This window comes from Mesorhizobium sp. WSM4829 (assembly GCF_055811475.1).
Genome location: NZ_JBVVQJ010000009.1, coordinates 36,688 through 61,004, shown reverse-complemented (window position 1 = coordinate 61,004; position 24,317 = coordinate 36,688). Strand labels below are relative to the sequence as shown.

General features: G+C 63.1%; 24 protein-coding genes and 1 pseudogene. 15 read left to right on the top strand and 10 right to left on the bottom strand.

Features of this window, described 5'->3' with window-relative positions:
• The first annotated feature begins 75 nt into the window (after window positions 1-75).
• Both AC0L17_RS11250 and AC0L17_RS11245 read left to right on the top strand, forming a co-directional pair.
• Window positions 76-2,331 (top strand): ABC transporter permease, encoded by a 2,256-nt coding sequence (locus AC0L17_RS11250; RefSeq protein WP_473515877.1) that lies wholly within the window; start codon window positions 76-78, stop codon window positions 2,329-2,331.
• A complete protein-coding gene (locus AC0L17_RS11245) occupies window positions 2,324-3,106 on the top strand; it encodes an ATP-binding cassette domain-containing protein (protein ID WP_473515876.1) in 783 nt (260 codons plus the stop codon). The genes AC0L17_RS11250 and AC0L17_RS11245 overlap by 8 nt, the downstream gene beginning before the upstream one ends.
• 56 nt (window positions 3,107-3,162) lie before the next feature.
• Here AC0L17_RS11245 and AC0L17_RS11240 read toward each other — a convergent pair whose 3' ends face one another.
• Entirely contained in the window at window positions 3,163-3,465 is a 303-nt protein-coding gene (locus AC0L17_RS11240) for a LysR substrate-binding domain-containing protein (protein ID WP_091598252.1), read from the bottom strand.
• A 103-nt stretch (window positions 3,466-3,568) separates the two neighbouring features.
• Window positions 3,569-4,774: pseudogene (locus tag AC0L17_RS11235) on the bottom strand (MFS transporter).
• 95 nt (window positions 4,775-4,869) lie between these two features.
• Here AC0L17_RS11235 and AC0L17_RS11230 point away from each other — a divergent pair.
• The gene (locus tag AC0L17_RS11230; protein ID WP_473515875.1) at window positions 4,870-5,766 is read left to right on the top strand and encodes a LysR family transcriptional regulator; all 897 of its coding nucleotides are present in this window, start codon (window positions 4,870-4,872) and stop codon (window positions 5,764-5,766) included.
• Window positions 5,767-5,899: 133 nt separating this feature from the next.
• Here AC0L17_RS11230 and AC0L17_RS11225 read toward each other — a convergent pair whose 3' ends face one another.
• Window positions 5,900-6,493 (bottom strand): SDR family NAD(P)-dependent oxidoreductase, encoded by a 594-nt coding sequence (locus AC0L17_RS11225; RefSeq protein ID WP_091598315.1) that lies wholly within the window; start codon window positions 6,491-6,493, stop codon window positions 5,900-5,902.
• A 120-nt stretch (window positions 6,494-6,613) separates the two neighbouring features.
• On the opposite strand from AC0L17_RS11225, the gene AC0L17_RS11220 reads away from it, so the two are divergent.
• Window positions 6,614-7,237, top strand: coding sequence for a TetR/AcrR family transcriptional regulator (locus tag AC0L17_RS11220; RefSeq protein ID WP_473515874.1), 624 nt, complete (start codon window positions 6,614-6,616; stop codon window positions 7,235-7,237).
• 127 nt (window positions 7,238-7,364) lie between these two features.
• Here the strand turns inward: AC0L17_RS11220 and AC0L17_RS11215 are convergent, their stop codons facing one another.
• Genes AC0L17_RS11215 through AC0L17_RS11195 form a run of 5 tightly spaced genes read right to left on the bottom strand, consistent with a single transcriptional unit; the run spans window position 7,365 to window position 12,256 of the window.
• The gene (locus tag AC0L17_RS11215; protein ID WP_473515873.1) at window positions 7,365-8,360 is read right to left on the bottom strand and encodes a lipid A biosynthesis lauroyl acyltransferase; all 996 of its coding nucleotides are present in this window, start codon (window positions 8,358-8,360) and stop codon (window positions 7,365-7,367) included.
• 38 nt (window positions 8,361-8,398) lie between these two features.
• Window positions 8,399-9,427 (bottom strand): zinc-binding dehydrogenase, encoded by a 1,029-nt coding sequence (locus AC0L17_RS11210; protein WP_473515872.1) that lies wholly within the window; start codon window positions 9,425-9,427, stop codon window positions 8,399-8,401.
• A gap of 35 nt (window positions 9,428-9,462) precedes the next feature.
• Complete coding sequence (locus AC0L17_RS11205) at window positions 9,463-10,734, bottom strand: beta-ketoacyl-ACP synthase (RefSeq protein WP_287306465.1); 1,272 nt, start codon at window positions 10,732-10,734, stop codon at window positions 9,463-9,465.
• Between the two features lie 19 nt (window positions 10,735-10,753).
• Complete coding sequence (locus AC0L17_RS11200; protein WP_473515871.1) at window positions 10,754-11,941, bottom strand: beta-ketoacyl-ACP synthase; 1,188 nt, start codon at window positions 11,939-11,941, stop codon at window positions 10,754-10,756.
• A gap of 33 nt (window positions 11,942-11,974) precedes the next feature.
• The gene (locus tag AC0L17_RS11195) at window positions 11,975-12,256 is read right to left on the bottom strand and encodes an acyl carrier protein (RefSeq protein ID WP_473515870.1); all 282 of its coding nucleotides are present in this window, start codon (window positions 12,254-12,256) and stop codon (window positions 11,975-11,977) included.
• Window positions 12,257-12,456: 200 nt separating this feature from the next.
• Here AC0L17_RS11195 and AC0L17_RS11190 point away from each other — a divergent pair, with 200 nt between their 5' ends.
• The 5 genes from AC0L17_RS11190 to AC0L17_RS11170 all read left to right on the top strand — a co-directional run bounded on the left by AC0L17_RS11190 (window position 12,457) and on the right by AC0L17_RS11170 (window position 15,180).
• The gene (locus tag AC0L17_RS11190; protein ID WP_473515970.1) at window positions 12,457-12,654 is read left to right on the top strand and encodes a hypothetical protein; all 198 of its coding nucleotides are present in this window, start codon (window positions 12,457-12,459) and stop codon (window positions 12,652-12,654) included.
• A 355-nt stretch (window positions 12,655-13,009) separates the two neighbouring features.
• The gene (locus AC0L17_RS11185) at window positions 13,010-13,321 is read left to right on the top strand and encodes a hypothetical protein (protein ID WP_473515869.1); all 312 of its coding nucleotides are present in this window, start codon (window positions 13,010-13,012) and stop codon (window positions 13,319-13,321) included.
• A complete protein-coding gene (locus tag AC0L17_RS11180; protein WP_473515969.1) occupies window positions 13,270-13,659 on the top strand; it encodes a pyridoxamine 5'-phosphate oxidase family protein in 390 nt (129 codons plus the stop codon). Before AC0L17_RS11185 ends, AC0L17_RS11180 begins: the two co-directional genes overlap by 52 nt.
• Before the next feature lie 67 nt (window positions 13,660-13,726).
• A complete protein-coding gene (locus tag AC0L17_RS11175; RefSeq protein WP_473515868.1) occupies window positions 13,727-14,116 on the top strand; it encodes a cupin domain-containing protein in 390 nt (129 codons plus the stop codon).
• Between the two features lie 83 nt (window positions 14,117-14,199).
• Entirely contained in the window at window positions 14,200-15,180 is a 981-nt protein-coding gene (locus AC0L17_RS11170) for a DUF2332 domain-containing protein (protein WP_473515867.1), read from the top strand.
• Between the two features lie 72 nt (window positions 15,181-15,252).
• On the opposite strand, the gene AC0L17_RS11165 is transcribed toward AC0L17_RS11170, so the two are convergent.
• Window positions 15,253-15,801, bottom strand: coding sequence for a histidine phosphatase family protein (locus tag AC0L17_RS11165; RefSeq protein ID WP_473515866.1), 549 nt, complete (start codon window positions 15,799-15,801; stop codon window positions 15,253-15,255).
• A gap of 166 nt (window positions 15,802-15,967) precedes the next feature.
• Between AC0L17_RS11165 and AC0L17_RS11160 the strand changes: the two genes are divergently transcribed.
• From AC0L17_RS11160 to AC0L17_RS11150, 3 genes are all read left to right on the top strand, one after another.
• The gene (locus AC0L17_RS11160; protein WP_473515865.1) at window positions 15,968-16,915 is read left to right on the top strand and encodes an AEC family transporter; all 948 of its coding nucleotides are present in this window, start codon (window positions 15,968-15,970) and stop codon (window positions 16,913-16,915) included.
• 316 nt (window positions 16,916-17,231) lie between these two features.
• Entirely contained in the window at window positions 17,232-18,689 is a 1,458-nt protein-coding gene (locus tag AC0L17_RS11155; RefSeq protein WP_287360620.1) for an NAD-dependent succinate-semialdehyde dehydrogenase, read from the top strand.
• A gap of 83 nt (window positions 18,690-18,772) precedes the next feature.
• Window positions 18,773-19,804: an aldose epimerase family protein gene (locus tag AC0L17_RS11150; protein ID WP_473515864.1), complete on the top strand. Its 1,032-nt coding sequence runs from the start codon at window positions 18,773-18,775 to the stop codon at window positions 19,802-19,804.
• A 103-nt stretch (window positions 19,805-19,907) separates the two neighbouring features.
• On the opposite strand, the gene AC0L17_RS11145 is transcribed toward AC0L17_RS11150, so the two are convergent.
• On the bottom strand, window positions 19,908-21,620 hold the full coding sequence (locus AC0L17_RS11145) for a winged helix-turn-helix domain-containing tetratricopeptide repeat protein (RefSeq protein ID WP_473515863.1): 1,713 nt from the start codon (window positions 21,618-21,620) through the stop codon (window positions 19,908-19,910).
• A gap of 248 nt (window positions 21,621-21,868) precedes the next feature.
• Here AC0L17_RS11145 and AC0L17_RS11140 point away from each other — a divergent pair, with 248 nt between their 5' ends.
• The 3 genes from AC0L17_RS11140 (at window position 21,869) to AC0L17_RS11130 (ending at window position 24,316) form a co-directional block, all read left to right on the top strand.
• On the top strand, window positions 21,869-22,249 hold the full coding sequence (locus tag AC0L17_RS11140; RefSeq protein WP_473515862.1) for a hypothetical protein: 381 nt from the start codon (window positions 21,869-21,871) through the stop codon (window positions 22,247-22,249).
• 87 nt (window positions 22,250-22,336) lie between these two features.
• Window positions 22,337-23,338 carry an alpha/beta hydrolase gene (locus tag AC0L17_RS11135; protein ID WP_473515861.1) on the top strand — a complete coding sequence of 334 codons (1,002 nt, stop codon included), beginning with the start codon at window positions 22,337-22,339 and terminating at the stop codon, window positions 23,336-23,338.
• A 252-nt stretch (window positions 23,339-23,590) separates the two neighbouring features.
• Complete coding sequence (locus tag AC0L17_RS11130; protein WP_473515860.1) at window positions 23,591-24,316, top strand: gamma-glutamylcyclotransferase; 726 nt, start codon at window positions 23,591-23,593, stop codon at window positions 24,314-24,316.
• Window position 24,317: the final 1 nt, after the last annotated feature.

Below are 24,317 nucleotides of genomic sequence, written 5' to 3'. Positions count from 1 at the left end.
GGAACGTCTGAAATCATTGCGGGAGAGCGCAGGCTCTCCCGCAATGCGGCAGCAGGAAATCGACCAGAAGAGACCATGGCGCTTACCGCGACCACATCGCTCGGCCGTCCGCCGTCCCAGATTGTCGGCGGCTGGGAGGTGGGGCTCGTTGCCTTGCTTTTGCTGCTCTATCTCGGCGGCGCTCTCGTCAATCCCGCGTTCTTCGGGTCAACAGGAGCGTTTCACTCGCTGCTCCGCGACACCTCGCGGGTTGCCATCATCGCGGTCGGAGTGACCTTCGTCATCGTCAACAAGGACCTCGATCTTTCGGTCGGTTCAACTTACGGCCTAGTCGCCGTCGTCTTTGCCAGGCTGTTCGCGCCGAACTTCCTTGACCTCGGCGTCGTCACGTCGGCGATCCTCTGCCTGCTGCTCGGCACGCTGATCGGGCTGATCAACGGCGTGCTCGTCACCATCCTGAAGGTGCCGGCGTTCATCGCCACGCTGACCGTCCTCTTCATCGGCCGCGGCTTCGTGCTGGCGCTCACTCACGGCCAGGCGATCTACTACCCTGCCAAGGCGACCGGCTATCCGGGTTTTTTTCACCTCGGCGAGACCAACCTCCTCGGCTTCAACAACCAGATCGTGATCTTCCTCGTTGTCGCCGTGATCGGCGCCTATGTGCTTGCCAAGACGCGCTGGGGCTACGAGACCTTCGCCACCGGCGGCAACGAGCAGGCGGCGTCCTATGCCGGCATCCCGACCAACTGGGTGCGCATCCGAGCCTTCCTGATCTCCTCACTCTGCGCGGCGCTGGCCGGCTTGATGTCAGCTGCGCAGGACAAGGGCGTGACGCCGCTCTACGGCGTCAGCGGTGAGCTGACCGTCATTGCCGCCGTGATCATCGGCGGCGCCTCGATCCTCGGCGGCCGCGGCCGGGTCGCCGGATCCTGCCTTGGCGCCCTTCTGGTGGTGCTGCTCGACAAGGTATTGCGCGAGGGCTGGCCGATCACGCGCATCATCAAGATCGGCGACGAGGAGATCACGGTCAACGCCGTTTTCTCGCTACCGGTCGGCGCGGTGCCGGTGTTCCTCGGGCTGCTACTCGTCGTCGCTGTGCTCATCGAGCCCTATCTCATCCGCCGCCAGGTGGCAGGGCGCCTCTGGGCCTGGCTCCGCGGCCGGCCGCCGCCACCGGCCTACGAGATCGGCGGCATCGCGATTGAGGGGGTGCAGACCAAGGGCGCGATGGCGACCGACATGGCGTTGTCGGCCACCGGGTTCGGCAAGTTCCTCGCCCGGCGCGACGCGCTCGCCATCATCCTGACCGCGCTCCTGTGGCTGACCGGCCTCGCGCTCCGGCCGGACTACTGGTGGAACCTGTCCAACAGCTTCGCTATCTTGCTCAACTACACCGAGCTTGCGCTGATCACCATCGGGCTCACTTACGTCATCGCCGCCGGTGATATCGACCTCTCCGTCGGGGCGGTGCTTGCCCTCGCCGGCAGCACAGCCGCCTATTTTCTCAAGGTCCTCGGCGCCGACCCCGTGACCGCCGTGGCGATGGGCCTGCTGGCGGGCATGTGCGCCGGCCTCGTCAACGCGATCGTCACCGTCGGCTTCAAGCTGCCGGCCTTCATCGCCACGCTCGGCATGTTCTACATCGCCCGCGGCCTCGCCGCCTGGTTCGTCGCCGGGCAGCAGCTCACCGGCTGGCCCGAGGGCTACAACCTGCTTGGCCGCAAGGTGAACGACATCCTGCTGCACTACCGCATCTCGCTGCCGGACGGGCTGCTGCGCTCGATCGCCGAGGTGGTGAGCGTCCAGACCATCTGGATGCTGTTGGTCGCCCTCATTGCCGGCGTCGTGCTCGCCTACATGCCGTTCGGGCAGAAGGTCTATGCGACCGGCGGCAACATTCGCGCCGCCGCTTATGCCGGGATCAACACCAACCGGGTGCGGTTCTTCGCGCTCATGCTGGCGGCGCTCTGCGCGACAATGGCCGGGATCATCAACGTCGCCTACTTCCGCAGCTTCAACCCGGTAGCCGGCCAGTTCCGCGAGCTCGACGCCATCGCTTCGGTGATCATCGGCGGCGGTTCGATCTTCGGCGGCTACGGCACCGTGATCGGGGCGCTCGCCGGGGCGGCGGTGATCACCCTGATCCGCGCGCTGCTGCAGCTCAACGTCCAAGGCTTTACCATGCCGCAGCACTGGATCAACGTCTTCATCGGTGGCATCCTTATCGTGGCGGTGCTGATCGACATCTGGGTGCGCCAGGCCAACATCTTCGGCCGCCTGCGGGCGCGCCTCGCGCGGCGCACAAGAACGGCGGACACGACCCATGCGTGACGCGACCAGGCCCGCACCGATCGTAGAAATGCGGGGCATCGAAAAAGCCTTCGGTGCGGTGCAGGCGCTCCGCAACGTCGACCTCGTGCTCTATCCAGGCGAGATCCTGGGCCTCGTCGGCGACAACTCGGCCGGCAAGTCGACGCTGATGAAGATCCTGACCGGCGCCTACCAGCGCGACGCGGGCGGCGAGATCTTCGTCGCCGGGCAGCCGGTGCACTTCAAGAGCCCGCACGAAAGCCGCGACGCCGGCATCGAGATGATCTACCAGGATTTCGCTCTTTGCGGGAATATGGATGTCGGTCAGAATATCTTTCTTGGCCGTTGGCCGCGCAGGGGCCTTTTCGTCAATCGGCGGAAAATGTACGCGGAAGCCGACAGTGTGCTGAAGCGGCTGAAGGTCGAGGTGAACTCCGTCTATCAAAAGGTCGAGAGCCTTTCGGGCGGCCGCCAGCAATCGGTGGCGATTGCCCGCGCTATCTCCTTTCAGCCGCGCGTGGTGATACTCGACGAGCCGACCGCCAATCTCTCGGTGATGGCGACCGAGCGGCTGCTCGAAACCATGCTGGAACTGAAAAAGCAGGGCGTTGCCCAGATCATCATCTCCCACCGCCTCGTTGACATCTTCGCTGTGGGCGACCGCGTGATGGTGCTTAAGCGCGGCGAGAACGTCGGCGATCGCTACATCAAAAACACCGACGAGCATGAGGTCCTGGAGATCATCGTCTCCGGCACGCGAGAGCATGCACTTACGGCCGATGAGGCAATGCTTTGATCGATCAGGATCACTTTTCTCCTGGCGTCGCAGAAATGCGGCTAAAACCACCCGCTCTAAGTCCATCGAGATTGTGGCCCGAGATGGCGAAGGGACCGGTGTTGGCTGCGCTTTCTCGCCGTTGCGCCGCGATCACCACCCGAAGGTCGCATTGATTGCACCCAACGGGCGCCGAACCATTCGATGAGGATGTCAATCAGCGCACGCACCTTTCTGGGCGCAATCCCGCCAGGTGGCCGCACCACATAGATCCCCGCCTCTGGCGAGGGATAATCCGCCATCACTTGTCTCAATGTACCCTCCGCGATCGGCACGTCGGTAAGGAAGTCGGGCAGCGCAGCAATGCCCAGCCCAGCCAAGAATGCGGCGGTTCAGAATAAAAGCGCTCTGTAGTGATCCTTCGCGCCCCCGTCTGTCCTGCCGGACAGAGGGGGGCGCTGTCCGGGCGCTGTCCCTCCGCGATCAAAGGTTCTGCACCGCAGCAGCGCGAGGGCTGGCGGCAGCGGCGAGCAGGGCTGAGCCCGCCAGCAGGGCGGCGGCGAGCAGGAAGGCGCTCCACCAGCCGGCAGTGTCGAACAGCATGCCGCCCGCGGAAGCGCCGCCGGCGATGGCGAACTGGATCAATGCGACCTGCAACCCGCCTCCAGCTTCAAGATCGTCGGGAATGATCTAAGCCATCCATGTACCCCACGCCGCCGGAATCGGGGTGTTGAACAGCCCCCAAAGAACCAGAAGCGCAGCCGTGGCCCAAAGCACCGGTCCCACTGCGATCAGGAGCAGGGCGAGGAGCGCAAGCGCGCTCGGCAGCCCGATCAGCACGGCGGTGAGGTTTCGCCGGAGAACAAAGCCGGCGATGGATAGTCCCGCCATGCCTCCTAGGCCGAGGCCCAGGAGCACCAGCGACAGGACGTTCACGTCGAGGCCGGTGACGCTTTCAAGGAATGGGCGCAGATAGATCGACAGCGAATTCATTCCCATGAATGCGAGTCCAGTTGCGGCCATGCCGATGGTGAATGTCCGATTGCGCAGCAGACGGAACATGCTGGATACCGAAACGGCCTCCATCGGCGGCATCTTCGGCAGAACGGCCAGTTGCCAGACGAGCGCCGCGACGCCGACCGGGACTGTGACGAAGAAGGTGCCCCGCCACCCGATCAGTTCGCCGAGGAAGCTGCCGAGCGGTGCGGCGATGACGATCGCCAATGCGGTTCCGCCCTGCAGCAGGGCGATCGCCTTGGGCAGGTCGGAGCCTGGGGCCAGGCGCGCCAAAATGGCCGTGGAGAGCGACCAGAAGCCGCCGATCGCGATCCCGACCAGGGCCCGTCCGGCCAGAAACACCAGGAAGTTGGGAGCGAGGGCAACAGCCAAACTCGATGCGACCAGCATTGCCGTGTACAGCAGGACGACCGTTCTCCGGTCGAACCTGGCCAGGAGTGCGTTGCCGAACAGGCTGGTGATCACGGCAAAGAGCCCCGACACGGCGATCGCCTGTCCGGCCTGGCCTTCCGAGATGGCCAGGTCCTGCGCAATCGGAGTCAACAGGCTCACCGGCATAAACTCCAGGCCGACGAGGAGAAAGGTCAAAAGCGAGAGGCAGGTGACGGCGGCCCATGGCGTTACCGCCCCTTCAACCGCCAGCGTGTCATCCAGTGTCAGTTCGATAGCCATTCGTGCGCTCCTGTCCGTCGCCAGACTAGGTAGCCGGGCTGGTCTTGTCAGACTAGCGGCTATAATCTGCATGTCGTAGTGAACGGAGCTCACCAATGCCGCGTGACGAGTTCAGTGAGATGCGAGCCTTCCTTGAGGTCGCTCGGCAGCGCAGTTTTACGCGAGCGGCGGCCAAATTGGGTGTTACCCGATCGGCCCTCAGCCACACGATCAGGGCAATGGAGGAACGGCTTGGCGTCCGTCTGCTCTCTCGCACGACCCGCGATGTGGCGCCCACGGCGACCGGAGAACGCCTCGTCGAAAGCATCGAGCCGCATTTCGAAAGCATTGCCGCCGGGATCAGCGCGATCAGCGCCCTGCGCGGCCAGCCCTCGGGCCAGATCCGTATCGTGTGCCCCGATGATGCCGTCAATCTGGTCTTTCGCCCCAGGCTGCCAGCGTTCCTGCGAGACTACCCGGACATCAATGTGGAGCTCATTGTCGACAACGGCTTCACCAACATCGTCGAGCGTCAGTTCGATGCCGGTGTTCGACTTGGCGAGGCAATCGCCCGTGACATGGTGGCCGTTCGCATTGGTCCCGATGTCGGTTATGCCGTCGTCGGCTCACCCGATTATTTCGCTCGTCGGGATGCGCCGAAAAGCCCTCAGGACTTGACCGACCACAACTGCATCAACCTGCGGCTTCCCAGCTCAGGCGCGCTATATGCCTGGGAATTCAGGAAGAACGGACGCGAGTTCAGCGTCCGTGTGGACGGCCAGCTGACCCTGAACAATATCGCGCCGGCGCTTGACGCGGCCCTCGACGGCATCGGTTTGGCCTATGCACCGAAGGATCTTGTTCAACCCCATGTTGAGGGTGGTCGGCTCGAGGAAGTCCTTGCCGACTGGTGCCCGACCTTTCAAGGCTATCATCTTTACTATCCCAGCCGACGCAATCAATCGCCGGCGTTTGCAGCCTTTGTCGCGGCTTTCCGGTATCAATCTCGATAGACCCTTTCGACCCGCCCCAAGATCGCAGATCACGACGTGGGCTCGATCGGCACCGGAGCCAGGGTGCGCCGCCTGATCCTGGGGGAACATGCCCATCGGACCCGTTAGCGTCGAGGAGCGCGAGGCGAAGGACTCACGCGGCCCGTTCGGCCGTGCCCTCGAAGCTGTCGAGGTTCGTCGAAGTGAAGCCGGGGCAGGCAGCGTCGGCGCCGGCATCCTCAAATTCGATGGCGAAGGCGAGCGTCGTCGCATCGAGGGCAGTCTCCGAGGGGCTGTAAACAGGGCCGAACAACGCGCGCTGTGGACTGGACGGGTCGACGCTGACGATGCGTGCCGCCGGCGCTTCACCAAGCAGCCGCAACATCGCCTGCGTGACGGCGACGACGCCGAACACGTTGGTCTCGAACACCGCGCTTCCCTCGAGGGGCGCCGCATGCGAGATGCCCTGCTTTCCCGCATCGGAAGTGCCTGCATTGTTCACCAGGACGTCGAGGCGACCGAACTCGTTACGGATGCGCTTTGCCGCGGCGGCGATCGAGGCCTGGTTCGTGACATCGAGTTGGACGGCGCGGGCATCCGCGCCGATGCTCTTTGCAGCCGTCTCCGCATGCTCGAGCTTGCGCGACCCTACGAGCACGGTGAGGCCGTGCGTCGCCAGGTCCCTGGCGATCTGGAGGCCGATGCCCTTGTTGGCTGCAGTGACCAGGGCAATAGGTTTGACCCGCATGGTGATCTCCTCTTTTTGCATTGACGTGTAGGCAACGGCGCCATGCTGTGCTAATTTTCCCAATCGGAACTGCATTCCGTTTTATACGGAACATCGTTCCGTTTATCAAGTGGAAAAATCATGGACGACAAATCGGAGGAGCGGAGTGGTGGCTTGGAGCCCGTAAACTCGACGGATCGGCGCGTGCGTGCGGACGCGCAACGCAACTCCAAGGCGCTGCTCGAAGCAGCAATGGCAGTGTTTGCGGCTTCGGGGGTCGATGCTCCGGTGCGAGAGATCGCCGATAAGGCCGGCGTTGGCGTGGGTACGCTTTATCGGCATTTTCCGCAGCGTTCGGACCTGATCGTGGCGGTCTTCCGTAACGAAGTGGATGCCTGCGCAAATGCTGCATCTGCCATTGCCGCCGAATATGAACCCGGCGAAGCGCTCGCCCGATGGATGCAACGTTACGTGGACTTTATCGCTGCCAAGCGTGGACTCGCCGCGGCCTTCTCCTCCGGCGATCCGGCATATGAGTCTTTGCCGCTGTATTTTCTTGAGAAACTTCGGCCCGCGCTGCAGACCTTGCTGGATGCCGCGACCGAAGCTGGCGACGTTCGCTCGGACGTTGATGCGAAAGAACTATTGTTCGCGATTGCCAGGCTCTGCTCACCAGACCGCTATGGCGGAGGCCCCGACCAGGCACGACGGATGGTTGGCTTGCTGGTGGATGGACTTCGCTATGGCGCCGCTTCGGTTGGCTGATTGGTCTTGCCAGGACAGGCCACCGAGCGATCGGTGACTAAACAAACCCGCGTCGGCAACCGGGCGGGGTCGGTGGCGCAATTAGAACATTGCCAACAATAGCATAATTGCTGTCACTCACTTCTACTCAGGCGGCTTCGCTGCGGTTCCTCGCCCGCTTGTGCTTCCCGCGCGGGCCGCTGATTTCCCATCTTTTGTGGAACCACATCCACTGGCCGGGATCCTCGCGCACCCAGCGCTCGACCACGTCGTTGAGCAGCTGGGTGGTGCCATGGACGTCGACACTGCCGGCGGCGGTGCGCGGCAAGGTCAGTTTGTCCTCGATCTCGAGCCGGAAGCGGTTGCCCGGCAGGCGCACGCAGCGCGCCGGATAGACATCGCAGTCATAGTGCCGCGCCAGGGTGCCCAGGACCCGGTTGCTCTCGCATGGGCGGCCGAAAAAAGTCGTTTCGAGCCCGCTCGAGAATTTCTGGTCGACGAGCACGCCGATATTGCCGCCTTTCTCCAGGATGGCCGCCAGCGCGAACGAAGCGCCGGTCGCGGAGGGCAGGAGCGAGCCCATGGTCGAGCGGCGCGTCGAGAGGATGTAGTCGGCAAGGTAGGGGTTGTTGGGCGGACGAAACAGCGCCGTGATGTTCATGCCGAAAGTGGCTGCCGCCACCGGAAGCAGCTCGAAATTGCCGAGATGCCCGGTGAAGATGATATGAGGTTTTTGCTCGCCGGCGATTTGCACGAAGTGCTCGACCCCCTTGACCTCGATGCGGCCCGGTTTTGTCGCGGCGGGATCGTAGTCGAACAGGGCATCGAGAAAGACGTATTCCGCGGCAAGGCGAGCCATGTTGCCCCACATGTCGGAGGCGATGGCCTGGATCTCCTTGTCGCTCTTTTCCGGATAAGCCTTGCGCAGATTGGCGATGGCGACGTTGTGGCGCCCCACCCACGGACCAATGCGGCGGGCGGCGCGGTCGGCGAAATTGAGCGCGCTGTCGACCGGCAGCAGACGCAGCAGCCAAATCATCGTCATGGCGAGGCGCGCCAGCAGCCAGTAGTTGAACTGGCGCAGCCGCCTGCCGTGGCGGAACGCCAGGTCCCGGCGGAGCTTCTTGAAGGCGTTGCCGACCATTCCTAGACCATGATGTTTTCAGACAGCAGCATCATGGTCTAGCCGACGCGCAGGATGATCTTGCCGAACACGTCGCGGCCTTCCATGCGCTTCAGTGCGGTCTCGATGCCGTCGAAGCCGACTTCGGTGTCGATAACCGGAGAAACCAGCCCCGCCGCCATTTTCTGCATGGCGTCGGCCATGTTTTGCATGCGACAGCCGAACGAGCCGAGCAGCTTCAACTGCTGCTGGAACAACTGCATCAGGTTGATCTGCGTCGACACGCCCGAGGTCGAGCCGCAGGTCACCAGGCGGCCGCCGCGTTTCAGGCACAGCATCGAGGCGGCAAAGGTGTCGGCGCCGACATGCTCGAAGACGATGTCGACGCCCTTCTTCTTCGTCAGCTTGCGCACGACGCCTTCGAAACGGTCGTCGCGATAGTTGATGACGTGATCGGCGCCAAGCGCCTTCGCCTTGTCGATCTTGTCGTTCGAGCCGACCGTGGTGATCACGGTGCAGCCCATTTTCTTCGCCAGCTGGATCGCGGCGGAGCCGATGCCCGAGCCGCCGGCATGGATCAGGATGGTTTCACCGGGCTGCAGCCTGGCGTTGTCGAACAGCATGTGCTCGACCGTGCCGAAGGTGACGGGCGCGACGGCGGCGCCGACGTCGGTCACGCCGGGCGGGGCAGGGACCAGCAGGCGCGCCGGCAGGTTTATCTTCTCTTGCGCAAAGCCGTCGAGATGGAAGCCGTGCACGCCCGAAACATGCTCGCAGAGATTGTCGCGGCCTTCGCGGCAGGCGCGGCAAAGCCCGCAGGTGCGCGCACCGTAGATAGATACAAGCTGCCCGGGGACGAGACCGGAGACGCCGGGGCCGACTGCCTCGACCTCGCCCGAGGCTTCGGCGCCGACGACCAGCGGTAGCTTGCGCTTGGCGAAGGCCATGCCGCGCCAGCCCCAGACGTCGATATGATTGAGCGCCACGGCCTTGATGCGCAGCGTCACTTCGCCCAGCGCAGGCTGCGGCGGAAGCGGCAGGTCCACCTTTTCAAGGCGGCGGTCCTCGATAAGTTGCAATGCGCGCATGGAGCCTGTCGGTTCTGTTGGCGAAGAACGGTCGCTTAGACTGGTTCCCGCGCCATGACAAGGCAGGTGTTCTGGCCGCCGAAGCCGAAGGAGTTCGACAGCACCGTGCCGACCTCGGCGTTGCGCTTCTGGTTCGGCACCACGTCGAGCACGATCGCCGGATCGGGATTGTCGTAATTGATGGTCGGCGGGATAACGCTTTCGCGCATGGTCATCAGCGAAAACGCCGCCTCGACCGCGCCGGCGGCCGACAGCGTGTGGCCGATCATCGACTTGTTCGACGAGATCGGCATCGAGCCGATCCGCTCGCCGAACACGGTCGACAGCGACAAATGCTCCATCTTGTCGTTTTCCGGCGTTGAGGTGCCATGGGCATTGACATAATCGATCTCGTCCTCGCCCAAGCCGGCATCGGCGAGCGCGGCGCGAACCGCCGCGATCGCCGGCGAGCCGTCCGGCTTCGAGCGGGTGCGGTGGAAATCGTCGGCCTTCTCGCCGCAGCCGCGCAGGATGCCGAGGATGTTTGCACCACGGGCGAGTGCCGCCTCCAGCGATTCCAATACCAGCGCGCCAGAACCCTCAGCGAGGACAAAACCGTCGCGATCCCTGGAAAACGGTTTTGACGCCTTTTCGGGGATGTCGTTATGGGTGGAGAGTGCGGAAAGCAGCGAGAAACGGATCAGCGCCTCGGCGGTCGCCGAGCCGTCGGCGCCGATCGACAGTGCCCGGTCGCATTCGCCGCGGCGGATCGCCTCGACGCCGAGCTGGATCGAGGTGGCGCCAGAGGCGCAGGCCGTCGACAGCGTGATCGGCAGGCCGCGCGTGCCAAAACGGTCGGCGAGCCGGTCGGCGATCGAACCGAATTGGGTGGTCTCGAAAACATCGAACCCCTTCAAGCCGCGCGCCACCCGAAGCAGCCGTTCGGCGCCGATGTCATGCTTGTCGGAATTGTAGAGTGAAAAGCGCTCGCTCCAGTCGAGCTCGACCGGCGGCGAGGCGAGGAAAAGCGGCCCGCCGAAATCGCCCGAATCGAGGCCGGCTTCGGCCACGGCTTCCTGCGCGGCTATCTCGGCGAGGTCGTAGGTAAGAAGGGAAGCGCCCTTGGAGCTCGACGGCAGGAAATCGACCGTGCCGGAGATGCGGGTGTTCAGATGGTCGACCGGAAAGCGGGTTATCGGATGGATGCCGGACGTGCCCGCGGTGAGCGCTGCCCAATTGTCGGCCTTGCCGACGCCCAGCGACGTCACCACGCCGATGCCGGTGACGGCAACGATCGGCCTGCCCATGTGGTCGTTCAGATTGGCCATGTTTTTGTCCCAAAACCCTCTAGGCGGCGTTGACCAACGCCATGCCCTCGAATTGGTGATAGCCGATCGCCGTTGCAAGCACGGTCGTGGGAATGCCGTTGAACGGCTTCTCGGTGGCGGCGTCAAAAGCCGGGTAGGCGGCCTTGCGTTCGACAGCCAGTGCCGCAAGCGCCACGGCGAAGGGAAACTGCGCTTCCTTCATGTGGCCGGTCAGCGTCGAAAAACCGCGTGCGGCAATCGCCGGATTGGCGTCGAGCGCCGATTTCTCGGCAGCAGTCGCGGCATGGGCACCCGAAGCGCCTGAAATCGTCAGCAGCTCGCCGTTCGGCAATGCCGCCTGGCTGAGCAGCGCGGCAATCTCGGCATTGAGCTCGCCCTGCCGGCGTATGGCGCGTCCGGATACGACGGGGCCGAGTTCGGCATAGATCTTTCGCCCGCGGCTGATCGCGTGCTCGCGCTGTTCCAGGACGAGAAACGCACCGCCCGATCCAGTCACCACGCCGCCGCCGTCCAGGCCCTGTCTCTGCCAGACCGGTCTCCAGGGGCCGCGATGCAAGTAGCCGGCCAGCTCATAGCCAAGCAGCATGTCGGAATGTTCGGTCTGGAATGCGCCGCCGACCAGGATATGCGTCGATTGGCCGGAGCGGATGCGCGCGGCGGCTGTCTCGACGGCGGCGACGCCGGCACCTTCCTCGCCCATGAAGGTGCGCGACGAGCCGGTCACCTTGTGGACGATCGAGATGTTGCCGGCGAGCAGGTTGGAAAGCTGCGCCAGAAACAGCGTCGGCCGCAATTCGGTGGTCAGTTTCTCGTTGAGCAGCACGTCGCGGTCGTTGCGGCTTTCCGAAGCGGCGAGAATGTCGGCGTCGACCGCCTCATCGCGCTCGCCGCCGCCGGCAGCCACCACCATGTCCATCGTCGTGCAGAGATCGTCATTGCCCTTGATGCCGGCGTCGTCCAGCGCCATGCCGGCGGCATAGGTGCCGAGCCGCTGCCAGGTTTCCATCTGCCGCTGGTCGCCGCGCTTGGCGATCTGCAGGTTCCAGTCGATCTCCGGCAGCGGGTGGACGGTGTAGGGCGAGAAGCGCGCGGCTTCGAGCACCGGCTCCAGGCCGGGCTGGACTAGCTTGCGCCAATGCGCATCCGAGCCTTCTCCCAGCGAAGAGACAAGGCCGATGCCTGATATGACGACGTCGTGGGAGCTCATGGGCGAGGGGTCATGGGGCGGCTGTTGTGGGTCTTAGGCGTTTTTTGCCATGACCAGCGCGTCGATCTTGGCGCACAGGTTCCTCATGACGAAGTAATCGTCGGTCGAGGCCTTGCCGTCATTGACGTCCTGCGTCCACTTTTCCAGCGGCACCTTGATGCCGAATTCCTTGTCGATGGCAAAGACGATGTCGAGGAAGTCGAGGCTGTCGATGCCGAGATCGTCGATGGTGTGGCTTTCGGGGGTGATCGTGTCGATATCGATCTCACTGGTGTCGGCGATGATCTTGGCGACTTTGTCGAACGTGGTGGACAAGGGCTTTTCCTTCGGTTGCGGGCGGAATCTGTCCGCTGGTGTTTGCGCGCTGTCTAATCGGTTTTTCCAGGCAGGAAAAGGCCTGAACGCCGGGCGCAGATGGGATACCCACTCCGTAAACGCAAGAAGAGCCGTTGGCGACCCTCCCGGCGATATGCCGCAACCACCCCATCTCTGGTGTACCCGTGGTACAGAAATCTATGACCATAGAACGCGTGCAGACCGGAGTGCGCCTCGAAAAACGATTGGTGACGGTCCTCAAGGCCTTGGCCGAGTATCGCGACATGAGCCTGGGTGACCACATCGAGGGCATCGTGCGGCATGCCTTCGAATGCCAGACGCCGTTTTCCCCGGCGACCCTGGAAACAATCGGCCAATTGAAGCGCTTCCGCCGATGAACGCGCAGGCTTTCTCGAACACAGCTGGCCACAGCGCGGGGTCGAGGGAGGCATCGTAGATGTCGCGACCAGCGCTGAAAATACCTCAATTTCGGGCATTGCAAAATCCGCGTGGTGAACAGGTGTACTATCGACCGATAGCATACAGGGCACAGCCGCGCAGCCTCCGTCACCGAATCGGCGGCCGCCAATCATGCGGTAACGACTGGCTGGGGTGGTGAGCCGACTTTCAGTCGCACGGCTGAACGGCTCAATGCCAGAACGCGACGCCGGCAGGGAATGGCTCGTCAATGGAGTTGCGCACGCGCGATCCTTTGCGTCATACTAGGCAGGTACGCGGAAAGGGGCCGGCGTCATGCAAGACGACGAGAGCAGTCCTCGGCGCCGTTTCCGCGATGTCATCACGAGCGAAGAGCAATTGCGAGCGGTTTTGGGGGCCCCCACAGACCGAGCAGTTGCCAAGGTCGTTCGAGTAATTGACGAACATGCTCGCCGCTTCATTGCTCATGCGCCTTTTGTGTTCGTAGCGTCCGCCGGCGCCGATGGCATGCTCGACATCTCGCCAAAGGGTGATCCCGCCGGCTTCGTCAAGGTGCTGGACGAGAGACTCTCGCCATTCCAGACCGCCCCGGCAATCGTCGACTCGATACTTTCCGTAACGTCCTGAGCAACCCGAATGTCGGCCTGATTTTCGTAATCCCCGGTGTGACCTACACGCTTCGCGTGGCCGGCAAGGCGCTCATTGTCCGCGATACTGAGCTGCGTGAGGCCATGGCTGTCGACCGTAAGCTCCCTGAGCACATACTCGTCATCGAGATCTCGCACGTACTTTCTCATTGCCCGAAGTGCATGGTCCGCTCGGGCTTGTGGCAGCCGGAAGCGTGGCCTGATACCAGCAACCTTCCCTCGTTTGCGGAGATGTTGGTCGCCCACGGCAAACTCGCGGAGACGGCTGAGGAGATGCAAACGATCATCGACACGGGTAATCGCGACCGGCTCTACTAACTTGATGAACCACCGGTTGCCGGCTTCATGCTGACGGCGGCGTGCTACTCTGCCAACAGAGGGGATCATGCAGATTATCGATCATAACCTTCAGCCGACAGAAGAGTGGCGTCCCGGCGTGTTGACCAGAATGCGCGTTTCTGCGGTCACCGAGGCAGCCACGCTGTGCATATTCGAACAGTGGGTCGCACCAGGAAGTGGCACACGTACTCACACCCATCCCGTCGAGGAAGTCTTGACCGTGCTGGAAGGCCAAGCCGAGCTGTGGTTGGATGATGAACGAGAAACAGTATCGACGGGACAATCAGTCATCGTGCCGGCCGGCCGCTGGCATGGCTTTCGCAATACCGGAAGCGCGACATTGCACATGCAGGCCATACTGGCCGCGCCAACCTTCGAGGCCTCTTTCGAGGGGCAGCCGGAAGTGACGAGGCATTGGGCTGCCGCAAAAGCGTAACACCCGCCATCTTGACCACGGGACCCGCGCCTGGCTGCAATCTGATCCGTGGATCGTGTACTCGGGATCGGGGATCAGCGGATATGGGCGAGGAGGGCTTGGCAGAGATCTCAACCCGGTATCTTCGCTTCGCCGATACGGAAGCTCGCAGTCGCTCACCGCTCTATGAGGAGTTGACTCGTGCGATCGCAGGGGACCGTGAGACACTCGGTTTCCTGTCGACCCTCCCGGACGTGAAGCGGCAACCGAATCTTCTGCTTGCCGTGGTGCGTCACCTGTTCGGCACACCGACAGGGTGGACCGAGTTTCGCCAGGCGCTTCTGGCGCATCCCGAGCTTGTCCGCTCGCTCATGCTCGAGCGCTCGACGCAAACCAACGAGCCGGGAAGGTGCGCCACACTGCTGCCCGTCCTGGCGCGCCTGCCGCAGCCGCTGGCCCTCCTGGAGGTCGGGACTTCCGCAGGGCTCTGCCTTATGCCCGACCTCTACAGCTACGACTACGTGCTCCGCACACCCGTCACGGCCTCGGAACCGCCTGTCTTCCGATGCTCAGCCAGCGAGACAACGCCATTGCCGACGGCCCCGCCGCATGTCGTCTGGCGAGCGGGATTGGACCTGAGTCCGATCGATGCTTCAAACCCCTCGCAAGTCGCATGGCTTGAGACGCTGGTCTGGCCGGAGCAGACGGTGCGGCTTGCCAATCTGCGGGCGGCCCTAAAGATCGCTGCCACAGTCAAGCCTCGGGTGGTAAAGGGCGACCTGCGCGGGAGCGACCTCGTGCGGCTCTGCAGCGAAGCGCCAAAGGACGCTACCCTCGTTGTCTTTCACACAGCCGTCCTCGACTATGTCTCCGATCCGGCAGACAGAGAGGCCTTCGCAGAACAGGTGATGCGTCTTTCTCCGTATTGGGTATCGAACGAGTTCCCTCGCGTATTCCCGTCCATCGCCACACGCGCCGGAAAAAGCTGGCCGCCAGGCCGCTTCCTCCTATCTGTGAACGGCTCCCCTGTCGCTTGGACCGACCCGCATGGCGCCTCGCTCGAATGGATCGCGGACGAGGCGTAGGCGGTATTCCGTTTAGGGACCCAAGCGTTAGATTTCACCACTGGCGAACGCTTCAACTGGCTCCAGCGCAGATTAGAAAGTGACGCGGCCGAGCACGCGCAGGCCGTCGTCTTGCGGCTCGACGATCACGGCTTCGCCTTCGCGCGGCGAGATGCCGGTGAGCGCCATGATGTTCTCCAGATGGGTGACCATGACAACATTGTCGGAGCCGGAATAGGCGCTGATCTCGTTCATGATCGCCTCGAGCTGGGCGGCTTTCTCGCTGGCGTCGGTCTTCAGCAGGTCAAGCGGGGCGAAAGGTTCGGGCTCTTCTCTGAAAGCGGTGCGAGCCGTGTCGAGGGCGCGGCAATAGCGGCTGGACAGCACGCGCTCGACCGGCGCCGCGCGGGCGTCGAAAAGCGCGCCGATCTTGCGGGCCTGCTGCTTGCCGCGCACCGAGAGATTGACCTGGGTGGCGCATTTCTCGATGTCGAAATTCGCCGGATCGGTGGTGCCGGTGACCATGGCATGGCGAAGCAGCACGACATGTCCGCCGTCGCGCAACAGCGCCCAGCCGGCTTCGGTCGCATGGGCCGCGGCGGGAAAGACGAGCAGCAATAGGGCCAGCACAGATCGAAGCATCAGGCGTCCTTTCCGGTCACCGGAGGTGGGTTCCGGTGACCGCATATAGGGACGGCAAAGCCGGCTGAAAAACAAGGCATCACCTATCCCGGCTGTTTGCGAGAACGGACCGCTTTGCAAGGCGGGGCGGTTGCGCTCAAATCCCGGCTCGCCTATCAGGGGAAAAATGTCCCCACTCATCGAAACCGTCCTTTTTGTCTTCGGCCTTGTCGCGCTCGGCTATCTGGCCGGGCTCACCGGCTATCTGAAGGCCGAGGCGGGTGGGGCCATCGCCGAATTCGCCGTCGGGGTGGCGATGCCGCTGCTTCTGTTCCGCACCATGGTCAACGCCGATTTCCATGGCACCGCGCCCTGGTTGTTCTGGGGAGCCTATTTTACGGCTGCCGCGGTGACGTGGGCCGCAGGCCACCTGGTCATCACCCGGGTGTTCGGGCGCGACTCGCGTGCGGGGGTCGTCGGCGGCGTGTCGTCGGCTTTTTCCAACCTCGTCCTGCTCGGCATCCCGTTCTTCCTCGGCACATTCGGGCCAAGTGGATTCGAAGTGCTGTCGCTGCTGATTTCCGTGCATCTGCCGACGATGATCATGGCATCGATCATCCTGTTTGAGATCTTTGGCCGCGGTGACGAGCATGTGCATCCGCTGCGCATCATCCGGCGCTTCTTTCGAAAGTTGCTCTCCAATCCGCTGATCATCGGCATCCTGGCAGGATGGGTGTGGCGTATCACCGGCCTGCCATTGCCGGCGCTGGCGGTCCGGCTGGTCGACGCGCTGGCCAACATCGCCGGACCGGTCGCGTTGTTTGCCATGGGGCTGGGCCTGTGCCGTTTCGGCATCTCCGGCAATGTGCGGCCGGCGCTGGCGCTGTCGGCGCTGAAGCTGATGCTGATGCCGGCCGTCGCGCTCTGCCTGGTCTGGCTGCTTGGCCTGCCGCCGCTGTCGGCGAAAGTCGCGGTCGTGGCGGCCGCGCTGCCATCCGGGGTGAATTCCTACCTGATTGCGACGCAGTTCAACACCGGCCAGGCGCTGGCATCGAACCAGATGACCATCGCCACCGCCTGCGCGGTCGTCACCACGGCCTTTTGGCTGACGGTGGTGGTCCACGTGTTTGGATAGGTATGATCGATATTGATGCCTGCGAAGGGCGGTTTCCTGGTGCTTCCGGTACTCGTATACCCAAACGTTACGCTCCGTTCCGGTTCTCGGGAGCCACCGGTCCGGTCGTTTCCTCACACATCCTCAAGCAAAAACGGGAGCGCAACGGCCTCGCCATGTGCTGGCCCAAACCCTATATGCCATCTTGCGATTGATTGCGGGGCTTGCCCTAGGTAAAGAGCAGTGGCTCCAGGCGTGCCGGCATCGATGCCAGTGCGCACGCCCGTCAAGGAAATCCAGATAGCGGCCCGTCAGCGCGCCGAACGGAGGCTAGACCATGCTTCAGAAAACCAGCCATTTCATGCGCCAGGCCAATCTCATCAACGGCGAGTGGGTGCAGGCCGACAGCGGCCAGACGGTCGACGTCAACAATCCGGCCACCGGCCTCAAGATCGGCACCGTGCCGAAGTCGGGCAAGGTCGAGACGCGCCGCGCCATCGAAGCTGCCGACGCCGCCTTCCAGACATGGCGCAAGACCACCGCGCTCGAGCGCTCGAAGCTGTTGCGCAAGCTGCATGACGCCATGATGGACAACCAGGATGTGCTGGCCGAGCTGCTGACCATCGAGCAGGGCAAGTCGCTGTTCGAATCGAAGGGCGAGATCGGTTCGGCGGCCTCGTACATATTGTGGTTCGCCGAAGAAGGCCGCCGCACCTATGGCGATGTCGTGCCGTCGCCCTGGGCGGACCGCCGCATCCTGGTGACCAAGGAGCCGGTCGGCGTCATCGCCGCCATCACGCCGTGGAATTTCCCGTCCTCGATGCTGGCCCGCAAGCTCGGCCCAGCACTTGCCGCCGGCTGCACCGCGGTCGTCAAACCGGCGTCGCAGACGCCTTATTCCGGCCTCGCCTGGGGCGCGCTCGCCGAGGAAGTCGGCTTCCCCAAGGGCGTCATCAACATCTTGACCGGCGCCGCCGGCGAGATCGGCGACGAGATCTGCGCCAACCCGCTGGTCAAGAAGATCACCTTCACCGGCTCGACCGAGGTCGGCAAGATCCTGATCCAGAAGTCGTCCGTCACCGTCAAGAAGGTGTCGATGGAACTTGGCGGCAACGCGCCGTTCTTGGTCTTCGACGACGCCGATATCGAGCGCGCCGTCGCCGGCGCGATCACCGCCAAATACCGCAATTCCGGCCAGACCTGCGTCTGCACCAACCGCTTCCTGGTCCAGGCTGGTGTCTACGACAAGTTCGTCGAAAAGCTCGCCGCCGCCAGCGACGGGCTGAAGGTCGGTTCCGGCCTCGATGACGGCGTGCAGCAGGGGCCGCTGATCGACGAGAAGGCGGTCGAGAAGGTCGAGGAACTGATCGCCGACGCCACCGCCAAGGGCGGCAAGATCGTCGCCGGCGGCAAGCGCCATGCGCTCGGCGGTTCGTTCTTCCAGCCGACGGTAATCGCCAATGCCACACCGAAGATGCGCTTCATGAAGGAAGAGATCTTTGGCCCGGTAGCGCCCGTGTTCAAGTTCGAAACCGAAGAGGAGGCGATCGCGCTCGCCAACGATACCGAGTTCGGCCTCGCCTGCTATTTCTACACCGGCGATCTCGGCCGCGCCTTCCGGGTCATGGAAGGGCTGAAATACGGCATGGTCGGCGTCAATGAAGGCCTCATCACCACGCCCGAGGCGCCGTTCGGCGGCGTCAAGGAATCGGGCCTCGGCAAGGAAGGCGGACATCAGGGCATCGAGGATTATCTCGACACCAAATATGTCTGCATCGGCGGCCTCGGCCTCTGATCGGGCAGGGCCTGTCGAACGTCAACAGACCAAGCCGGCCCACGCGGCGAGCCGGGATCGATCAACCAACTGGCGTTTCGGACATGGCGATGAAGGACGGCGAGGTTTTTGGCACGACGCAGGCGGGCGAGGCCATCCGCCGCTTCAGCATCCGCGGCGGCGGCCTCACCGCCAACATCATCGGGCTTGGCGCCATCATTCAGGATCTGCGGCTGGCCGGCCACGATGCGCCGCTGGTGCTCGGCTATGACAGTTTTGAGCCCTATGAAACGGATACGGCCTTCTTCGGCGCCGTCGCCGGACGCTATGCCAACCGTATCCGCGATGGCCGCTTCACCATCGCCGGCCAGCGCTACCAGACCGAGCGCAACTTCCTCGACAAGCACACGCTGCATGGCGGCTCGCAAGGTTTTTCGCACCGGCCATGGGAGGTTTCGCTGCATGGCAGGGATTTTGTCACCCTGACGCTGCATGATCCCGACGGCACGATGGGCTTTCCCGGCGCGCTCGACGTGACCTGCACCTACAGGTTGAAGATCCCAGGCACGCTCAGCGTCGAGCTGACCGCCACCTGCGAGGAGCCGACGCTGTGCAATCTCACCCAGCATTCCTATTTCAACCTGGATGACGGCGGCGCCGGCGATGTCCTCGATCACCGGCTGATGCTGAACGCCGGCGCCTATCTTCCGGTCGATGGCGACCTGATCCCGACCGGCGTCGTGAAGCCGGTCGATGGCACGCCGTTCGATTTCCGCCAGGCGCGGCCGCTGCGCATGGAGAGCGAGGGCAAGCAGCTCCCCTACGACCAGAATTTCTGTCTTGCCTCGACGCGCGGGTCGCTCAAGCTGGCATCATGGGCGCAAGGCGCGAATTCCGGCGTCGAGATGGAGCTGTGGACCACGGAACCGGGCGTCCAGCTCTATACCGGCCAGTATCTGGCGCCAGCTTCGCCGGGGCTCGGGGGAGTTCATTACAAGGCCTATTCGGGCTTCTGCCTGGAGCCGCAGGTCTGGCCGGACGCACCGAACCGGCCGTATTTCCCGCAGGCCACGCTATGGCCGGGCCAGATCTACCATCATGTGACGGAATACCGGTTCCGACTGCCTGGCGCCTAACGCTGGAAGCCGGTCTTTCGACTCCACCTTCGGTTTGGAAAGGGTCATGTCCGCCGTCTGTGTCGGTCTGGGCCAGTCTTTCTCAGATACAGCGAGACCGGCGCTAATTCAGCGCGGTCCTCACGCGCTCCGCTTCGCACTGCTTCATGCGGAACATGCCGGTATCGGTCTTGGCCTGCTCGACCGTCATGCAGACCGGAAGTCCGGCCTTGGCGGCGCTTTCGGCCAGTAGGGTTTCGTCCGAGAAGGCTGGATACGGAAACATGCTCTCCGCCGTCCAGTCGGGCTTCATACGCAGCACCTTGGCCGCGGCGGCGGCTGCTTCCTGCTTCTTTCCGATCTGCGCGGCGCTCATGGCGACAAAGGCGGCCTGACTGGGCGACTCGCCGAGCTGCTTCGCCGTCGTGTAAGCTTCATCGAACTGGCGCGCCGCGAAATAGGTTTGCGTGATCGGAAAATTCCACCAGGAGGGATAGCGCGGGTTGAGTTTCAGCGTCCGTTCCACAAGCTCCAGGGCGCGCTCCGTCTGCCAGCCGGCGTAAGTCCAGGCCAGCTGCATCATTGTGTCGGCATTATTAGGACCAAACTGCAGCGCGAGCTTCTGATAGCGTTCCGCCTGTTCACTGTCGTTCTGGTAGGCGTAGGCCACCGCCATCGTGAAATTTGCGGTGGAGTCGTTCGGGTCTAGGGCGAGCGCTCTTTCTGCATACTTCCGCTGGGCATCGACCCATGCTGGAAAGTCGATGACCGAGCCGATTTCCATCTCGATCGCATAGGTGATCCCCATGTCGCGCACCAGCGGCATGAAATCGGGAGCGAGCTTCAGCCCCCTCTCGAAATACGCCCGCGCCTCGAGCTGACTCGCCATGGTCATCTTGTGCTTCGCTTCGATGCCCAGCAGCCAGTAATCATACGCATTGAGGCCAGTTGCATTCTTGCGTCGCGCCAGCGTGCGCTCGGCCTCCGTCACCTGACCCTGCCAGCCGGTAAGCGTGGTCGCAATTTTCTGCGTGATCTCGTCTTGAACTTCGAGCAGTTCCGCTGCGAGGCGATCGTAGCGCTCCGACCAGACATGTGCTCCTGTCTCGGCATCGATCAGCTGTGCCGTCACCCGCATGCGGTGGCCATCTACTTGCAGGCTGCCTTCCAGCACATATTTGACGTCAAGCGCTTCGCCGATCTCGCGCACATCGTGGGCCTTGCCGCGATAGAATTCGGCGGAGGTCCGGGCGATTACCGATATATCGCGGTAGCGGGCCAGATCGGTGATGATGTCCTCAGTCACGCCTGTGGCGAAACGGTCCCACCTGTCGTCGCCGTTGATGTTTTCGAAGGGCAGCACGGCGATAGCCGGTGCCTCGGCGCCAGATTTCGTTGTCGGAAGGAGATAGGCGGCGGCTGCACCGATCAGGATCATGAGACCGGCGGCGAGGCCCAGCCAGGATTTGCTGCGTAGCCCGCGCAACCGAGCGCCGGCAACTTTCCTGCTATCTTCGATCGCCTTTTCCGCCTCTAGCACATAGCCGCGCTTCGGCAGGGTCCGGACGATCTCGTGCCGCTCGTCGCCGAGCGCTTTCCTGATCTCGATGACGCACTGGACAAGGCTATCATCGGTGACGGCGAGGTTTCCCCACACCGCCTGCATCAATTCATCCTTGGTGACGATTTTTCCTGGCCGGGCGGCCAGCACCTTCAGTACCTCGATGGCCTGCGGCCGCAAGGCTATGACATGCCCGCTCTGGTCCGTGATGCAGCCGCGCTGAAGGTCGACCGTGCGGCCGTTCAGGCGAATCGGCGTCAGCGCCGAACTGTCCATCGGAACGTTCCCCACGGGGCGAGGCCGGTTGGGTCTCGTTGCGGTCAATCTACAGCAAAGCCCGCCGTCATTCCAGCAATCGTCGAGGATTTAGTCGGCGATCGGAAGATTTCGTCCGATTTCGTCGGCCCATCGTGCTGCTCTCGTTACGAATGGTGCCGTCGGGTTCATCCTGTGTGGAGTCGAGGAAAGAGGCGGAACGCAACGATTGTCTGTGTGCGTCCGCCCGCCCGATGGAGGAAATGACCATGACCAGACTTTTCGCAGCATTCGCATTCGCCGGCCTCGTCTGGACCGGGACCTCGGCTGCAGCCGAACTGGCGCCAGGCAACGGGCATAGCGTTCATCTCGCCGCCTTCGACGGCGTCGTCTACTATACGGTCGAGCAGGACGGCTACCGGATCGTGGCAACGTTGGCATCGGGAGCAGACGCGCTGCCGCTGCGGATGATTTCCACGCTCGCCCCCGGGCAGCGCGTGACCATTTCCGTGCCCCAGTCGGCCGGCCAGCCGTCGATCGATTTCGAGATTCTGCGCGATGGTGATGCGCTCGTTGTCAGCGACGCCATTCCCGCTGCGGTGGTCGATCTCGTGGACGTGGCGCCGACCCCGGCGGCGTTGGGGGAGTGAGTGCTGCCGTAGAGTTCGAGGCGAGCGCACGGGTTTGTCGAGAATGCTTCCGTAGCTCTCGGACCATCCGTGCACAGGGAGGCTATGATGCAGATCAGATTCGGATCATACAATGGAAATATCACGCGCAGGACACTGCTCGCGGTTGCCGTTGCCACAGTCGCGACACCAGCTGCGGCGCAGCGCTGCCAGATCGGACCACCATCCCACCAGAAGGGTCCGCTCGTTTTCAGGGACTATGACCAGGTCGAGCTCGACGCAGCGTACAGCCAAGTACATTACGAGCCGCTGGAAGGCCGGACAACCAATCGGATCTTCGCGAACAGCGCAGCCGCCCGGGACCGGATTGGCTTGCCACTCCGCGTCGCTTACGGACCAAGCGAAGTCGAGAAGCTCGATATTTTCCGTACCGATCGCCCCAAGGCGCCAATCTTCCTGTTTGTTCACGGGGGCACTTGGCGCGGCGGCTCGGCGAGGGATTGCGCCTATGCTGCGGAAATGTTCGTCAAGGCCGGTGCGCACTTTATCGCGATCGATTTCGCCTCAGTGACCAACGTGAATGGCGATCTCGGCGTGCTCGCTGCGCAGGTGCGCCGAGCGATCGCCTGGGTGCACGAAAACGCGGCAACTTTCGACGGCGATCCAGATCGCCTCTACGTTGGGGGTCATTCCTCCGGCGGCCATCTGTGCGGCGTTGCTCTCACTACGGATTGGATGAAGGAATTCGGCTTGCCCACCGGCACGATCAAGGGCGGTCTCTGCATGAGTGGCCTGTTTGAGATGAAGCCGGTGCGACTTTCATGGCGTGGCGGCTATGTCAATTTCACCGATGAGATGGCGGAGGAAATGAGCCCGCAGCGGCATATCAACGAGTTGAACGCGCCGGTAGTTGTTACTTACGGCACTTACGAAACGCCGGAGTTCCAGCACCAAAGTCGCGATTTTGCCGCTGCAGCGGAGGCGGCAGGAAAGACGGTCGAGATAATAGAGGCACTCAATTACCACCATCAGGAGATGGCGGAATCGCTCGGCAATCCCTACGGGCCCAACGGCCGAGCAGCGCTGGCGCTGATGAAACTGGATTCATGATGCTTGGTCGCGGCGCACCTGATGGCGGGGAGCGGGGCACGTTTCTACCTGAAACCAAACTGGCGAATCCACCCAACCGCAATGTTCGGTAGTGGGTCAGTTTGAAATCTAGCTGGGCGACACGAGCTGGCTTTTGGTGACGGTTCGCCGTTGGGAGACTGATGATATCATGGCGCTCTTGGACTGCTAAGCAAGCCCAGCGAAACGTGGCTCTTACAAGAAGCGCGGGGCAGCAAAAGAACGGACCGGCATATGAGGGAGAAGATGCCCAGGCTGGCTCGGAAGATGGCGCTTACGCCGGAGATTATTGCGCGTGTTCATGGGGTGTTAGAGGACCCCGGCTCGGCACCTGGTCTCGATTACCACACCGAGGAGGACTACGATGCGGCGGTGCATGAGACGCTCGCCTCGCATCCCCGAGGCGAAGACCTTTGGTTGTTCGCCTATGGCTCACTGATTTGGAAGCCGGAAGTTGAGCACACTGAGGAGCGCATTGGCACGGCTCACGGCTGGCATCGTTCATTCTGCCTAAAGATGACCCGGTGGCGGGGCACGAGGGAGCAGCCTGGCCTGATGATGGCCCTCGACCGAGGCGGCCAGTGCCGGGGGATGCTCTATAGGCTCGCCGGCAACACAGTGGAATGGCAGCTCGGCAAGCTGGTCCGCCGAGAGATGAAGGCGAAACCACCCAGCAACCCGCCCCGTTGGCTTACCGTCAAGACGGATCAGGGGCCTGTCCGCGCCCTAGCCTTCGTGATGAACCGAGAGGCGGGCGCATACACCGGCAGGCTCCGGCCTGATGAGGTGGCGGACATTATGGCCAAGGCATGCGGCCACTTGGGCTCGTGCGCCGAGTATCTCTATAATACCATCACGCATCTGGAAGAGCGCGGCATCCACGACAGCAATCTATGGCGGCTACAGCGTCTGGTCGCCGAACGCATTTTGGGTTCCATCGTAACACCAATTTCAAGCTGAC